11 protein-coding genes are annotated in these 14,663 nt (G+C 62.9%); 7 read left to right on the top strand and 4 right to left on the bottom strand.

Translation table 11 applies throughout. The annotated features are described in order from the left end of the window. Nucleotides 1-4 precede the first annotated feature (4 nt). Complete coding sequence (locus KF886_13015) at nucleotides 5-868, top strand: hypothetical protein (protein MBX3178276.1); 864 nt, start codon at nucleotides 5-7, stop codon at nucleotides 866-868. 16 nt (nucleotides 869-884) lie between these two features. Continuing rightward, nucleotides 885-1,334, top strand: coding sequence for a gamma-glutamylcyclotransferase (locus KF886_13010; GenBank protein MBX3178275.1), 450 nt, complete (start codon nucleotides 885-887; stop codon nucleotides 1,332-1,334). Nucleotides 1,335-1,773: 439 nt separating this feature from the next. Here the strand turns inward: KF886_13010 and KF886_13005 are convergent, their stop codons facing one another. Continuing rightward, a complete protein-coding gene (locus KF886_13005; GenBank protein MBX3178274.1) occupies nucleotides 1,774-2,007 on the bottom strand; it encodes an AbrB/MazE/SpoVT family DNA-binding domain-containing protein in 234 nt (77 codons plus the stop codon). 200 nt (nucleotides 2,008-2,207) lie between these two features. Beyond that, entirely contained in the window at nucleotides 2,208-4,736 is a 2,529-nt protein-coding gene (gene leuS, locus KF886_13000) for a leucine--tRNA ligase (protein ID MBX3178273.1), read from the bottom strand. A gap of 1,175 nt (nucleotides 4,737-5,911) precedes the next feature. On the opposite strand from leuS, the gene KF886_12995 reads away from it, so the two are divergent. Further along, complete coding sequence (locus KF886_12995) at nucleotides 5,912-6,205, top strand: nucleotidyltransferase family protein (GenBank protein MBX3178272.1); 294 nt, start codon at nucleotides 5,912-5,914, stop codon at nucleotides 6,203-6,205. 18 nt (nucleotides 6,206-6,223) lie between these two features. Further along, nucleotides 6,224-7,333 (top strand): Nif3-like dinuclear metal center hexameric protein, encoded by a 1,110-nt coding sequence (locus KF886_12990; protein MBX3178271.1) that lies wholly within the window; start codon nucleotides 6,224-6,226, stop codon nucleotides 7,331-7,333. An 8-nt stretch (nucleotides 7,334-7,341) separates the two neighbouring features. Here KF886_12990 and KF886_12985 read toward each other — a convergent pair whose 3' ends face one another. Continuing rightward, nucleotides 7,342-8,298, bottom strand: a complete 957-nt coding sequence (locus KF886_12985; GenBank protein MBX3178270.1) for a polysaccharide deacetylase family protein — start codon at nucleotides 8,296-8,298, stop codon at nucleotides 7,342-7,344. A 409-nt stretch (nucleotides 8,299-8,707) separates the two neighbouring features. On the opposite strand from KF886_12985, the gene KF886_12980 reads away from it, so the two are divergent. Continuing rightward, nucleotides 8,708-10,843, top strand: coding sequence for a carboxypeptidase regulatory-like domain-containing protein (locus KF886_12980; protein MBX3178269.1), 2,136 nt, complete (start codon nucleotides 8,708-8,710; stop codon nucleotides 10,841-10,843). A 48-nt stretch (nucleotides 10,844-10,891) separates the two neighbouring features. Here KF886_12980 and KF886_12975 read toward each other — a convergent pair whose 3' ends face one another. After that, the gene (locus tag KF886_12975; protein MBX3178268.1) at nucleotides 10,892-12,313 is read right to left on the bottom strand and encodes a sulfatase; all 1,422 of its coding nucleotides are present in this window, start codon (nucleotides 12,311-12,313) and stop codon (nucleotides 10,892-10,894) included. A gap of 1,015 nt (nucleotides 12,314-13,328) precedes the next feature. Between KF886_12975 and KF886_12970 the strand changes: the two genes are divergently transcribed. After that, nucleotides 13,329-14,138 (top strand): hypothetical protein, encoded by an 810-nt coding sequence (locus KF886_12970; protein ID MBX3178267.1) that lies wholly within the window; start codon nucleotides 13,329-13,331, stop codon nucleotides 14,136-14,138. Between the two features lie 97 nt (nucleotides 14,139-14,235). After that, nucleotides 14,236-14,652 (top strand): ankyrin repeat domain-containing protein, encoded by a 417-nt coding sequence (locus KF886_12965; protein ID MBX3178266.1) that lies wholly within the window; start codon nucleotides 14,236-14,238, stop codon nucleotides 14,650-14,652. Nucleotides 14,653-14,663: the final 11 nt, after the last annotated feature.

Raw genomic sequence — 14,663 nt, 5'->3', positions numbered from 1 at the left:
CACCATGCGCGCAATTGATTCTGGCCCACCGCGCGCTTTTCGCGGCGGCCCGGCCGGCGTGGCCGTGGCCAGTTGGCTGCTGCGCTTGGCGGTTCTGGGCTACGCCATCGGCATGGTCTCCGCCGTGCAGCGCAAGCTGGGCAGTGGCCTCGGGACGTATTTTTTCCTGGAATGGGGCTTCACCCACCCACAGGTCGCCCCCGTGGAACGGCTGGCCGCCTGGCTGCTGCTGGCCCTCGCCATCGCCGCGCTGCTCCGGCCCCACTGGGCGCTCGCACTGCCTATCGCGCTGCTGGTCACCCTCGAAGCCGCCGCGCAATACTTCAATGCCGGCTTCCCGTTTTCGCAGTGGACGCTCTACGCCCATGCCCTGCGCTACGGCGCGCCCGCCGCGCTTGCCGTGCTCTACATCGGACTCCTGAGCCGCGGCCTCGGGCCGCACCGGCATCTCAGCCTCACCGCCTGGCTGCTGCGGGCGGCCCTGGCTACCGTGTTCACGGTGCACGGCATCGAAGCGCTGATGCAGCACCCCCGCTTCATCGACTATATCATCGGCACGGCCTACAATTTCACCGGGCATTTTCTCTCGGAATTCGTAACAGTTCAAATCATGCGCGCCATCGGGGTGGTGGATATTCTCGTGGCCGTGCTGGTGCTCGTACGCCCCCGACCCGCCGTCCTCTATTGGATGGCCTTCTGGGGACTCGTCACCGCACTGGCGCGCGTTACGACTTTTGGCGTGGGACACCACCACGAGGTCCTCGTCCGAAGCGCGCATTTCCTCGCGCCGCTCGCGGTGCTGTGCATCCTGAGCGCGATTCCACGCGATCGAGGTGTACAAGACCATGCGCCCGGCGCAGCGAGTTGACATGGAAAGCTGCGGCATGCCGATAAATGGCATCCCCCTCTTCTTCTACGGCACCCTCCGCACCGGAGAACCCGGCCACGCCCTCGTCGCGCCGTTTCTTGAATCCGTCAAGCCAGCCCGAATTCCCGGGCGGCTTCACCGGCTTCCCGCAGGCTACCCCGCGCTACGCATCCCACCCGAGGCGGTGCTGGCGGAGGGAACTGCGGATCCGCTGGCCGACGCGGCGCTCGCATGGGTCGTCAGGCGGGCCGAGGTGGTGACGCCGCCGGGCGACTGGACGTGGGTGGAGGGGGAACTCGCGGTGTTGCGCGACCCGGCGCACGCCCTCCCCCGGCTCGACCGTTACGAGGAATTCGAGCCCGGCGGCCCTTCACTGTACCAGCGCGTATTGGCGTGCGTGGAAACGCCCCTCGGGCCCGAGGCGGCCTGGCTCTACGTGAAGCAGGACCTTCCCGAACAGCCCTGAACACCCCGCAGGGCCTTTCGGAATCGCGGGCGCCTACTGCGCGGACGTGCCGAACAGAACAGTGAGAATGGCCTGCGCGGTGAAGACAAAAAACTGAATGATGCTGGCGAATATGCTGACTACAAGCTCGAGGAGACCCACGGCGAGAAACCCTTACGATTGGACTGAGCCCCTGCCACAGCGCACCCGCAACGGGCATGGCGCGCTGAAGGACCCACCCTGATCATACACGACGGGAGCCCGTTACCGCAATATGTGGGGGTAGCCGTCGGCGCGGCACAAAACTTAGTGGCTGGGTTGGGTGGGTAACCCTACAAAGGCTGGCATTAATGTGGCCGGATTTGCAGGTTCCAGATTCGCGTTACGTCTTGTATTCGGCGCTCGTCATCACGAACGATGTAACGAACAAGCACATTGGTATCCAGAGCAAACAAGAAGGCTACTTTCCAGCATTCTCTGCAATTGCCCGATCCATATCTTCAATGGTCTTCGTTGGGCCGGAATACGGAATGAGCCCCTTCAATGACTCAACGGGGCGCGTTCTGGGGCGAAGAAGCCAGCATCCGTCGTCGCGCTGCTCCAGTATCAATCTGTCTCCCTGCTTCAGGTGCAGGGCATCCAGAAATTGCCTGGGCAATGAAATTTCCCCATTCCGCATGATGGTGCATTCCATACTCGCGCCTTTCCGGATGAACGATGTCTCTCCTACCTACCCAAATCATTGTAGTCCGAATATCGCCCAGGGTCAATCAGCCCCCGTCGCGATCCCTGCAGCACACGCCGATAAATGTAATGCCGTGGGGCTTTCCTCAATGCTTTAACCCGGGCAGGCCCGGGAGATCAACGTAATCAATTGATTTGTACCATTTCAGGCTACTTCACCACCAAATTCACAATCTTCCCCGGCACGTAGATCTCCTTGACGAGTGTCTTGCCGTCGATCTGGGCCTGCACCTTTGGCTCGGACTTGGCGGCGGCGAGAATCGTTTCTTTGTCTGCGTCCCTGGGTACACTGATGGTCGCGCGGGGCTTGCCGTTGACCTGCACCGGAAGCTCGATGGCGTCTTCCACGAGCAGGGCCTCGTCCCAGCCGGGCCACGGCGCGTAGGCGAGGGTGCCATCGTGCCCGAGTCGCCGCCAGACTTCTTCGGCCAGGTGGGGTGCGAAGGGCGCGAGCAGCAGGATGAACTCCTCCAGGACCGCGCGGTCGATCGCGGGCGCCTTCATTGCGGCGTTCACGAATTCCATCATGCGCGCAATGGCCGTATTGAACAACAGCCCCTCGATGTCGTGGCTCACGGCCTTGATCGTCTTGTGGAGTTCCTTGCGCATCGCGGGGTCGCCCCCCCGCTCCACGATCCGGCCGTGCAACGCGCCGCTCTCCGTATCGATGTAAAGCGACCAGACCCGCTTGAGAAAGCGGTGCACGCCCTGCACGCCTTCGTCGGTCCAGGGCTTGTCACGGTCGAGCGGGCCCATGAACATTTCGTAGAGCCGCATGGAGTCCGCGCCGTAGGCCTTCACCACGTCGTCGGGATTCACGACGTTGTAGCGGGACTTGCTCATTTTCTCGATCTGAGTCTGGACCGGCGCGCCGGTCGCCTTCACGACGTACCCCTCGCCGCGTTTCTCGACCTGATGCGGATAGTAGTACTTGCCATGATCGTCCTTGTAGGAATAGGCGAGGATCATGCCCTGGTTGAAGAGCTTCTGGAAGGGCTCTTTCGTGTGGACGTAGCCCGCGTCGTAGAGCACCTTGTGCCAGAAGCGGGAATAGAGCAAATGCAGCACCGCGTGCTCCGCGCCGCCGACGTAGAGGTCCACCGGCATCCAATAGTCCTCCGCCTCCTTCGACCAGGCCGCCTCGTCGTTCAGCGGATCGCAGTAGCGCAGGAAATACCAGCATGAACCGGCCCACTGCGGCATGGTGTTGGTCTCGCGCATGGCCGGCTTACCCGTCTCCGGGTCCGTCGTGTTCACCCACTCGGTAGCCCGGGCCAGGGGCGGCTCGCCGTCCGCCGTCGGCTTGTATTCGTCGAGTTCCGGCAGCGTCAGCGGCAGGTCCGTCATCGGCACGGTCTTGATGGTCCCGTCCTCGGTCCGGATCAGCGGGAATGGCTCGCCCCAGTAGCGCTGGCGCGAGAAGAGCCAGTCGCGGAGCTTGTAGTTCACCGTGCCCTTGCCGATGCCCTGCTCGTCGAGCCACTCGATCATGGTCTGCTTGGCGGTGGGCACGTCCAGGCCATCGATGAACGACGAATTCACCAGCGTGCCGTTCCCGGTGAAGGCCTCTTTCGAGACGTCGCCGCCGGAAATCACTTCGACAATCGGCAGGTCGAAGGCCTTCGCGAATTCATAGTCGCGCGTATCGTGCCCCGGCACCGCCATGATCGCGCCGTACCCGTAGTCGGCCAACACGTAATCCGCAATCCAGATCGGGATGTCTTTGCCATTCACCGGATTGATCGCCAGCGCGCCCGTGAAGACGCCGGTCTTTTCCTTGTCCTCGCGCATGCGGTCCTGCGCGCTCTTCTTCGAGGCCGCCTCGATGTAGGCCTCGACCGCCCCGCGCTGCGCGTCCGTGGTGATCTGGCGGACCAGCGGGTGCTCCGGCGCGAACACGCAGTAGGTCGCCCCGAAGAGCGTATCGGGACGCGTGGTAAACACGGTAAACACCTCCCCCGAACCCACCACCATGAAATCCACGTCGGCGCCGGTGCTCTTGCCGATCCACTCGCGCTGCATCGCCTTGATGCCCTCGGGCCAGTCCAGGCCTTCGAGGTCCTCCAGCAGGCGCTCGGCGTACGCCGTGATCTTCAGCATCCACTGGCGCATCATGCGCTTCTCGACCGGATCCCCGGTCTCCACGTACTTCCCGTCCTTCACCTCCTCGTTCGCCAGCACGGTGGCCAGGGCCGGGCACCAGTTCACCGGCGCCTCCACCTCGTAGGCCAGGCCGCGCTCGAAAAGCACCTTGAAGATCCACTGGGTCCACTTGTAGTACTTCGAATCGGTGGTGTTGATCTCGCGATCCCAGTCGTAGGACAGCCCGAGCGCCTGGATCTGCTTGCGGAAGTTGTCGCAGTTCTTGTTCGTGATGATCGCCGGGTGCTCGCCCGTGCGGACCGCGTGGCGCTCCGCCGGCAGGCCGAACGCGTCCCAGCCCATCGGGTGCAGGACGTTGTAGCCCTTCATCCGCTTGTAGCGCGAGACGATGTCGGTGGCGGTGTAGCCTTCGGGATGCCCCACGTGCAGGCCATCCCCGCTGGGATAGGGGAACATGTCGAGGCAGTAGAATTTCGGCTTTTCCGGGTCGATCTCGGACTTGAAGGTCTTGTTTTCAAGCCAAAAATCCTGCCACTTCTTCTCAATTTCCTGGTGATTATAGGCGCCATTCGACATGGTTCAGATACAACTCCGCCGGTAGATGAATGGGAACAAATCGGAGCCCGCACTATACCACACCGCCCGCCACCCGTGCACGGCGCGGCGCGGCGCGGCAATAGCATATAAATTCGTGTACGAGCCAATCGCCATTCGAACCACTGGAAACTCAGAAAAGGGCGCGTATTGGAGCGCTGGCATTTCGCCTGCGGCGAATCCCTGACCTTGCCGGCAGAGATGCCGGCGCTCCAGCGTGCTCACTTTCCTTGATTCAAGGTTCAAAATCGACTCAAGATTGCGCCCAATTGCCATGATCGGGTTTAGGTGCGATTGCCCCGGCGGCGGACCACCGAAAGGCATCGCGCCCCATCCATCGAGACAATCCCAACGGAGGGGGGTGCGCACGAACCTGCCTTTCCGGGGACTTCGCGTCCGGAAAGGCAGGATCGCGCGGCACATACCGTTTCTCTCCGGATCACCAGGCGCGTACCCAGCCCCTCGTTCCCACGGTCTCCGTGGGAATGCGTTCCGTTCCGCTCCGCGGAACAAGCGTGCGAATATCACATCCCCCTCCCCCCCTCGTTCCCACGGTCTCCGTGGGAATGCGTTCCGCTCCGCTCCGCGGGACAAGCGTGCGAATATCACATCCCACTCCCCCCCTCGTTCCCACGGTCTCCGTGGGAATGCGTTCCGTTCCGCTCCGCGGGACAAGCGTGCGAATATCACATCCCACTCCCCCCTCGCTCCCACGGTCTCCGTGGGAATGCATACCGTTCCGCTCCGCGGAACAAGGGCACACGGAGCAGCCGATAGTGTAGAATAGGGACAGGCCGAGAGAAATGCGGAATGAAGCACCTGACGCCTTGAAGGCCTGTCTCGGCCAAGACAGGCATGAACAACAGGATCGCGGACATTCGTGTCCGCGGTAAAGGAAGCTCGGGACATAAAGAGAGACGCAATTCGTCTGGAATCGAAACGTGACGCCCCAAGGAGCGGAATGCATTCGGGGCGTGGGTCTCTTCACGTGCGCATCGATTACGAAATGTCTTGCGCTCGTCCTGCCGCGGACAGGAATGTCCGCGATCCTTTGCCGCGCTTCCTCGCATGTTAACGGGCGGTTTGCGCTGTTTCCACGCGTCGCTGCTTCAAACGGCTAGAATGTTACGAATAATCAACTATTCGTGGAGAATTTCGTGACACAGCAAGAAGTACTGACCGTGCTCAGAACACACAAGCAGGCGCTTCGGGAACAATTCGGACTCAAGAGCCTTTCGCTGTTCGGATCGGCCGCTCGGGATGAAATGCGGTCGGATAGCGACTTGGATATCCTGGTCACTTTTGACGGCCCGGCCACCGCGTCCCGCTACTTCGGGGTTCAATTCTATCTTGAAGACTTGCTGGGGCGCACCATAGATCTTGTCACCGACAAGGCGCTCCGGCGCGAGCTGCAGCCCATCATAAACGCAGAAAGAATTGACGTTCCGTAATCCCCCCGGGAGCACCGCATGCCCGCAACCGTAAAGACCCTCTGTGACGCCATGGAAGCGTGGGCCCCGGCGGCCCTGGCGTATGACTGGGACGCCGTCGGCCTGCAAACGGGCCAGCCGTCCCAGCCGGTGCAGCGCGTACTTACCTGTTTGACGATCACGGAGGACGTCGTGCGGCGGGCGGAACGCTGGGGCGCCCAGATGATCGTGGCGCACCACCCGCTCGTCTTCCGGCCGATGAAGAACCTCCGCACGGACGATCCGCACACCGCGCTGTGCCTGCGCATCGCGGCGGCGAACATCGCCTGTTTCGCGGCGCACACCAACCTCGACGTCGTGCCCCAGGGCGTCAACACGCTGCTGGCGGACGATCTCGGCCTGCTGGAGGTCGCCCCGCTCATCCCCGCGCCGGGCGCCGGCCAGGTCAAGCTCGTTACCTTCGTTCCCGAGACCCACCTGGCCGTGGTCCGCGAGGCCCTGGCGAACGCGGGGGCCGGCCAGATTGGCGCGTATTCGGAGTGCAGCTTCAGCACGGCGGGCACGGGGACCTTTCGCCCCGACGACACGGCCAACCCCTTCTCCGGGCGCGCCGGCGCACTGAACGAGGAGCCGGAGCGCCGCCTGGAGATGCTGCTGCCGCGCGTCAACGTACCCACCGCGATCCGCGCGCTCCGCGACGCCCACCCCTACGAAGAGCCGGCCTATGACATCGTCCCCCTCGAAAATCGCGACCCCCGCTTCGGCCTCGGCGCGCGCGGTGTCCTGAAGTCCCCCATGCCCCTGCGCGCCTTCGCGGAACACGTTCGCGCGGCGCTCAAACTCCAGCACGTGCGCTTCGTGGGACAGCCGAACACGAAAGTCCGGACGGTCGCGGTCTGCGGCGGGGCCGGCGGCGGCGAGATTCCCCGCGTGCCCAGGGATATCGATGTCTACGTCACGGGCGACCTGAAGTATCACGAAGCCGACAGCGCCCGGGAACGCGGCCTGGCCCTGATCGACGCGGGCCACGTGGGCACCGAGCGCAACATCGCCACAAAAATTGCCCGGTACCTGCGCAAGGCGGTACCGGGCATCGAAACCAAAGCGGTCTTGGAGCCGGAGATCTTTACCGCGATCAACGGCGCATAGCGCGCGGGCTATTTCACCGCTTTCCGGCGCTCCATCAGCTCGCGGTAGGTGGTGAGGATGATTCCCTCCTCCTCGATGACCTTCTTCACCGCCGGGCTCAGCACCATCTCCAGCTCCGCCTCGCGCTTTTTGCCGGAACCGGAAATCGCTTCAAAATTCGGGCTGTGCCGCGTCGCGTGCAGGATAATCTGCGTGATGCCCGGCTTCAGCTCGCGCAGGTTCTTGATCAGCGCCTCGGTCATCTCCTCCGGATCGTTCGTGTCCGCCGTCGAGGTGTACAGATAATCCAGTACCGGAAGGCCCCCTTCCCACACCATCTTCGCCGCCGCCTGAATCCGCGGCAACATCTGGCGCTGCACTTCGTTTTCCGCCTCGCCGCGACCACTGATCATCATGATCGGGATCTGCTTCTCGATCCCCACCTTGATGTAGCGCTCGAAATACCCGGGATTGTAGAAAAGCGTGCCCATGTGCGAGTCGAGGTGCGTGATGGGCATCCCCATCCGCTCCGCCAGTTCAATCTGCGCGCGAATTTCCGTCTCCACTTCGTCCGCCGTCGCGTGCTGGTACACCTCCATGACGCCCCGGTGCATGTAGCCGTCCTTGTCCACCAGCCCGGGAACCGACGCCGCCCCCGCCACGGGCCGCCACCGGTAATGCTTCCACTCCGACGTGAGCGTCAGGTGCAGCCCGTTGTCCAGCTCGGGATTCGCCAGCATGTAGTCGCGCCATTCCGGAACCCAGGAGCACGGCATCATCACGCTGTTCGAACTGAGCACGCCCTTCTCGTAGGCCTCAATGGTGCCCAGATTCGCCTCGTGCGACATGCCCGTATCGTCGTTGTGCACAATCAACACTCGGTCTGTCACCTTCCAGCCCAGCCGCTCGCCAAAGGTAGGCTCCGCACCCGCCACAAGCGGCAGGGACAACGCGGCCATCATCAAACATAGAAACGCACTTTTCATCGATAACAGGTCCTTTTTGGAATGGTTCCACGGGGTTACAATGCGCGTTAGACCCGCCCGACACCACCTGGGTTTCTGTCCGTCACCGCGGCTCCGACCATTCCGGGCCCCGGAGACGTCGTGCACCAGCGAATCGGCTACCCTGCAAGCAGAATATCCAATGTAACTGATGTCCGGCCAAACAGCCACCCAACAAGCAGGCTGGAATGGCATCGCTGCTCATTTTTTTCATTGACAGAGGAGCTATAGTCTGATAAACAACATATAGTGGCAGTGTAATGCGGCACGATAGCCAAGACCTGTGAATTGCATTTGGCATTGGAATGCGATCGGGGATTCGATGCGCCGTCGAACAAGAAGCAATAGGAGTAATCCCAGGCTGCATTGGGTACTAGCCGGTCTGGCGGGAATGGCCAGCGTCATTTTCCTCCTGGTGACGTACAGCGTCCCGCGTATTGAGGATGCTCCCGAGGAATTTGAGGGGGTGGCGAGCCCCGCGCAGCCCGAGTTATCACCCCCCGCTCAAGTGGAGGTTCTTCCTGCCCCGGAGCCGCCTCATGAACCTTCCGGACCTGAGGGCAACGCGTTTATTCGGCTGACGGTGCTCGCGCGCGACGGCAACCCCGAGTCGGGCGCGTCCGTGGAGGCAATCCATTATTCCCCCTCTGACGCGAGAGGCGCGCCTGCGCCCTCCGCCCGGCACGACGCCGTCACGGATGCGCGTGGCGCCGCCCTATTCGAGGGCCTGGCCACCGGCACGTATCTGTTGGAGGCGCGGAAGGACGACCGCGCCGCCCTGGCGATGGTGAATATTTCAGATCCCAACGGCGGGGCGGTGGAGACCCTGGTCCTGGCCCCCGCATCGAAGATTGCCGGACGCGTCACCGATACCACCGGAGAGCCGGTTCCGGACGCGTCCGTGGCTGTGTTACGGAAGGATCACCGGCCCTTCGAATTGGATGGCGCCCGGCTGGCGGTTACCGTGGGGCCGGATGGCGCCTTCACGTTTGAGGCGCTTCCTCCCGGCTATTATGAATTTGTGGCGGAGGCTACAGGTTATGCTCCCGCGTATAGCGAGCCTGTCCAACCCGGCGCAAAATCGGTTACTCTGGTCCTGGGACCCGGCGGCCGGATCCAGGGCGTGGTGCGTTCCGCCGCCGACGGGAGCGCCGTTCCAGGTTTTCCGGTGGGCGCCAGCGCGCTGGGCGGTGATCATGAAGTCCCCCCTGTGCGTAGCGATGCCGCCGGCCGCTTTGTTCTGGACGGGGTCAGTGAGGACACTTATGTTGTGTACGGCGCCAGTGATAACCTGGTGCTGGCGGGCGAACCTTTGCGCGTTCCGGTCGACTCAGGCGCGCCGGGACTCTCGGTGGAGTTGTTCGTGGAGGCCGCCGTAACAGTTTCGGGAAAGGTCTTTGAAGAAGCTACTGGGGAAGGTCTTGCGAATGTTGTGGTCGCCACAATTTTCAATGTCGAGTTCGCGGGCGTCAAAAAGACCGTCACGGACGGCGGCGGAAACTACACCCTTACCGGGATCCCCGCGCGCAGCGGTGTATTTGAGTTCGTGCATGCGCGCGAATCGCATCAGATAAACGCCGAAATTCCTCCCGATGCCGATGGGTATACGTTGGACTTCGCCTGGCCCAGCTCCACAACGCTATCAGGCACGGTTATTGACGCGGCGGGAGACCCCGTGCCGGGCGCCGAAGTGCGCGCGTGGACCCCTCTGTCGGATACTCCCGAGGATTATTGGACCGCCAACGGACAAACCGACGCCCATGGAAAATTCCACCTCGCCAAATGCCGCGCATCCGATGAAGTCCACATGAAAGCGATTGGTGGCTCCGGGGAGAGCGCGATTCTCGGGCCGATTGCGTTGACCGCGGCTGGCCGCTCGGATATTGTACTCCAGCTCGACGATTCGCCAGGCGCCTCGATTGCCGGTTTCGTCACAGACGCGCACGGCGCGCCGGCGCTCGCTCGCCTGCGTCTGCGGCGGTATGAGGAGCAGGAAGAAGGCCCGCAGGTCCGGCGCAACGCCTATACCGAAGCCGATGGGTTCTTTTACCTTGCCGGTTTGCCCGCGGGCGCCTATTTCGTCGAGATCGGGCCGTACCACAATCCTGGCGCTGGCGCCGGAACCCCGCAGCCCGCGGGCGAAATCACGCTGCGGCCCGGCGAACACCAGAGTGGCCTGCGATTTACCATCGAATACGGCGCATCCATATACGGTGTGATTACTGACGAGAGCGGCGTTCCGGTGCCGCATGCAAGCGTTGCGCTCACCGTTCAGGACGCACCCGGCGCGCGCTATACGGGACAGACCGACGCCTTCGGGCGCTTCGAGCTGCATTCGATACCCGAAGGGGAACACCTGCTCGCCGTCTCCCGCAACGGATACGGCTCCATCACATACCGTGGCGCCCGCGCGGGCGACACCATCGATCTGGTGCTTCCGAGTCAAGGCAATGCCATTGAGACCAAGCCCGGCATTGAGTGGGAAGAGACCGAAACCGTATACCGGCCCATCCAATCGCGCGAATGAGGCAACGTAGAGCCGCCTCCCGCCCCCCACCGCCCGGGTTTCCCCCATTCACCGCGGCTCCGACCATTCCGGGCCCGTCTTCTGGACCGCATCGCGCCAGGCGGCCCACCGCGCGCGGAGTTGTTCGAGGGTGTCGGCGTGGGCGGGGTCCTTCGCCAGGTTGACGAGTTCGTGCGGGTCCGCGTGCATGTCGTACAGCTCCTCAATCAGGGGCTCGCTGTCGGGGTAGCGGATGTATTTCCAGCGCCCGGTGTGCACGCCCTCGGTCGCGGGAATGCCGGGGACGCGATCGCGGATGTAGTGGTGCTCGTAGTACCATTCGCTCCGCCACGGCGGCGCCTCGCCCCGAAGCCAGGGCGCCAGATCGCGCCCCTGCATGGCCTCGGGCGCGGGGAGCCCCGCGAGCGAGAGCAGCGTCGGCGCGATGTCGATGTTCAGCGCGACCGCGTCGAGCTTCCGGTTCCGCCGTTCGTCGGGCAGCCGCGGATCGTGGATGAGGAGCGGCACGCGGATCGACTCCTCGTGCATGAACCACTTCCCGGCGAAGCCCATCTCCCCCAGGAACATGCCGTTGTCGCCGGTGAGCACGATCACGGTGTTGCCGGCCACGCCCCTGGCCTCCAGCGCCTCGCGAATCCGCCCCACAACGCGGTCGATGCCGGTCACGAGCCGGTAATAGTTCTTCACGGACTCCTGGTACATCGCTTCAGTCGCAAAGCGCTTTTCCCAGCGTTCGCGCAGGATGGTGGTGTGCATGAATTCCGGGAGCGCCTCGAAGTAGGCCTGATCGCCCTTGCGCGGCGCCGGGATCGTGTCGGATGCGTACAAGTGGGCCAGGTTGTGATCGGGGATGAACTGGCGCGGGTCCTGATCCTGCACGTGTGGCGCCTTGAAGCTTACCGACAGCAGGAAGGGCTTGTCCGCGGGCGCGGCCTCGAGAAAGGCCAGCGCGTGATCGCCCATGCGCGCGGTGAGGTGCGGCCCCTTTTCGTCCTTGTCCTCGGGGTCGTAATAGTGCCCCTGGCCCGGGAAGCCCTCGAAGAAGTCGAAATCCTTCTCCGGCAGTTCGCCGCCTATGCCCCACTTGCCGATGAAGCCCGTGTGGTACCCCGCCGCGCGCAGCAACATCGGATACGTCCGCGCGAAGGCCTCGGGCGCGAACGGCGTCGCGAAATCGTGGATCTTGTGCGCCGACTCGTACTGTCCGGTGAAGAACGTCGCCCGGCTCACCATGCAGATGGAGGTCGTCACGTAGCTGTTCGTGAACGACACCCCGTCCGCCGCGAGGCGGTCCAGGGCCGGGGTCTCGATGATCGGGTTGCCCGCGTGCCGCATCGCGTCCCAGCGCAGGTCATCGCCCAGCAGAAAGATGATATTCGGGCGTTCTTCGGCCGCGGCGGAGGAAACATGCGCGGCAGCCAGAAATGCGAGCGCAAATAACACACGCGACACAATACGAAACAAATACATGGCGGAAATTCTCCTTGCGAAACGTCGATACACGGCCTGCCCGCAGTATGCCGAAGCCTTCACGGAGCGCGCAAGGCAACAGGGCCAGGGGCGCTGACATTTCCGCCACCGCGCACCTCCCGCCTGTATGCGCTTCTTCGTGACTCGAAGGATCATTTGCTGGTATTCCTGCGCCTTGCTTCCTGAAACGGCTGAATTGCCGCATCGTAGCAATTCACGTTCATTCGCGCTTCAAACTCGGGTTCGGCCAGCGGCGGAGTTGGCTCCATGGGTGGTTCCATCCCATTCGGCTTCGGCCGCGGGCGCCCGGATACGGGAATAGCGGCATATAGCACTATCGGCGACAATATGCGAAAAAGACGGAAATATAGTAAGCCCTTGACAGAATCCAGAAATTAGAGTATACCAATAATTACTCGGCTCAATTCGGGCGTTGATCGTCGAAATGACCGGGGACGTTGCGCAATGGCGGCGGATGCCTTCGCGGTTGCCGAATTGGGCCAAAGAGCCTGTGGTGCTCTCGGGCCGGGGACGGCGTCGCGCGGGCGAAGTATAACGGGCAGCGCACGGGCAGAGTTTTCTTCATTGGTGTCGTTCTCGGGTTGTGCTTTTCCATCTTTTTGCGATGGGGACGCCATCCCAATGCGGGCTTTCGTGGGCCCGGTATCCACGGGAGCGGGAGAGGAGGTGAACGCGGCGCGGGCGGTACAGGTGTTCAGGAGTTCGTGGAGTCTATCATCACCATCATTAGTAGGGGATTTGAACCATGCAACGAAGTGATAAGAAAAGCGGATTTACGTTGATTGAATTGCTGGTCGTCATTGCGATTATCGGCATACTTGCGGCCATCCTGCTGCCGGCTCTCGCGCGGGCGCGCGAAGCGGCGCGGCGGGCCTCCTGCCAGAACAATCTGAAACAGTTTGGCGTGATCTTCAAGATGTACACCAACGAGAGCAAGGGCGAGCGTTTTCCCCCGCGCCAGGCGAATGCGAACCGCAATCTCGTGCCGCCGGGTGTGGCGTTCACCGATGCCAGCAGCCCGGCCGACCTCGCGCGGTGGGTCAGCGCGGGTCACTTGTATCCCGAGTACTGGACGGACTGGAAGCTGGCGTTTTGCCCTTCCGACTCCCAGGGCTACGATTCGTGGGTGCCGGATGACTACACGGGCGGGGCCGAGGATCGCGGTTTCTGGCGCGTGATCGGGAGCGGCCACAGCTATGCCGACAACGCGAGCGTCCAGATTATTCCCGACGAGTATCTGCGGATATACGGTAACCTGGTGCACGTGCCGGGCGTTCCGCAGAACAAGTGCAAGGGCCCGGGTGTCGTGCCCGAACTCAATTGCTTTGCGCTGGCCTCGAATTACAGCTACAGCTATTGGGGCCATGTTATCCAGGGGGACTGGTTCCAGACCGAGGCCGACGTAACGCTGATCTCGAATACGTTTACGAATAACGGCCAGCCGCTGCGGCGCATATCGGGCTGGAATTCGGACTTCTCGTGGACCATTTCCACGGGCCGGACGGTCACGACACGGCCGATCCGCGAAGGGATCGAGCGCTTCTTCATTACGGACATCAACAACCCCGGCGCGTCCGCGCAGGCGCAGTCGGAGATCGCGGTGATGTGGGACACGATCCTGACGACGAACGACGCGGGCGGCCTGATTACCGCGTCGAACTACAACCATGTGCCGGGCGGGGTCAATTGCCTCTTCATGGATGGCCACGTGGAATACGCCAAGTATCCGCAGGCCACCGGCAGCAAGTTCTGGATGGTGACGCAGGTTGTGCAGAACGCGCCGACCGGCCAACCCTTCCCGTGATATAGAATCCGTCCGGGCGGGGGGGCGCGAATGCCCTTCCGCCCGGACAAGCCCGTATGGCATGTAACGCAGGTCCGACGTATCCTGGAGGCTGAACATGAGGGATTGGTTGCGCGGCGGAACTCGGCGGGCGGCCTGGAGCGCCGCCATCCTGTTGCTGGCGGCATGGGGCCCGGGCTGTTCGGGCGCGGGGCCCGCCGCCGCAGTGAGTTATTCGAACGATCCAGTCGAGGACTTTGTCCGCGCCGTCGAATTCGGGGACGCGGCGAAGGTTGCCGCCCTGCTGTCACAGCAGCCGGCCCTGATTGAGCTACAGGATGCGGCGGGGCAGACGGCGATTCACTACGCGGTCCTGCATAATAACCCGCGCGTCATCGAGGTGCTCGTTGAGCACGGCATGGATCCGAATATCCGCGATTTCAACGGCCATACGCCCCTTTCCGTCCTGGAAGACTCGGGAATTCGCGCCGAGGACGCGCGAAAGACCCTGATGCGGCTCGGCGGAACGAACTGAGCGCCCCGGGG

The sequence above is a fragment of the Candidatus Hydrogenedentota bacterium genome (genome assembly GCA_019637335.1).
In the GTDB taxonomy this organism is placed as follows: Bacteria; Hydrogenedentota; Hydrogenedentia; order Hydrogenedentales; family JAEUWI01; genus JAEUWI01.
This window is presented reverse-complemented; position numbering and strand designations above follow the sequence as displayed.

What these genes read in the sequence shown, in the direction of transcription:
- KF886_13015 (MBX3178276.1), top strand. Translation starts at nt 5, where the DNA reads ATGCGCGCAATTGATTCTGGCCCACCGCGCGCTTTTCGCGGCGGCCCG.
- KF886_13010 (MBX3178275.1), top strand. Translation starts at nt 885, where the DNA reads ATGCCGATAAATGGCATCCCCCTCTTCTTCTACGGCACCCTCCGCACC.
- KF886_13005 (MBX3178274.1), bottom strand. Translation starts at nt 2,007, where the DNA reads ATGGAATGCACCATCATGCGGAATGGGGAAATTTCATTGCCCAGGCAA.
- leuS (MBX3178273.1), bottom strand. Translation starts at nt 4,736, where the DNA reads ATGTCGAATGGCGCCTATAATCACCAGGAAATTGAGAAGAAGTGGCAG.
- KF886_12990 (MBX3178271.1), top strand. Translation starts at nt 6,224, where the DNA reads ATGCCCGCAACCGTAAAGACCCTCTGTGACGCCATGGAAGCGTGGGCC.
- KF886_12985 (MBX3178270.1), bottom strand. Translation starts at nt 8,298, where the DNA reads ATGAAAAGTGCGTTTCTATGTTTGATGATGGCCGCGTTGTCCCTGCCG.
- KF886_12980 (MBX3178269.1), top strand. Translation starts at nt 8,708, where the DNA reads ATGGCCAGCGTCATTTTCCTCCTGGTGACGTACAGCGTCCCGCGTATT.
- KF886_12975 (MBX3178268.1), bottom strand. Translation starts at nt 12,313, where the DNA reads ATGTATTTGTTTCGTATTGTGTCGCGTGTGTTATTTGCGCTCGCATTT.
- KF886_12965 (MBX3178266.1), top strand. Translation starts at nt 14,236, where the DNA reads ATGAGGGATTGGTTGCGCGGCGGAACTCGGCGGGCGGCCTGGAGCGCC.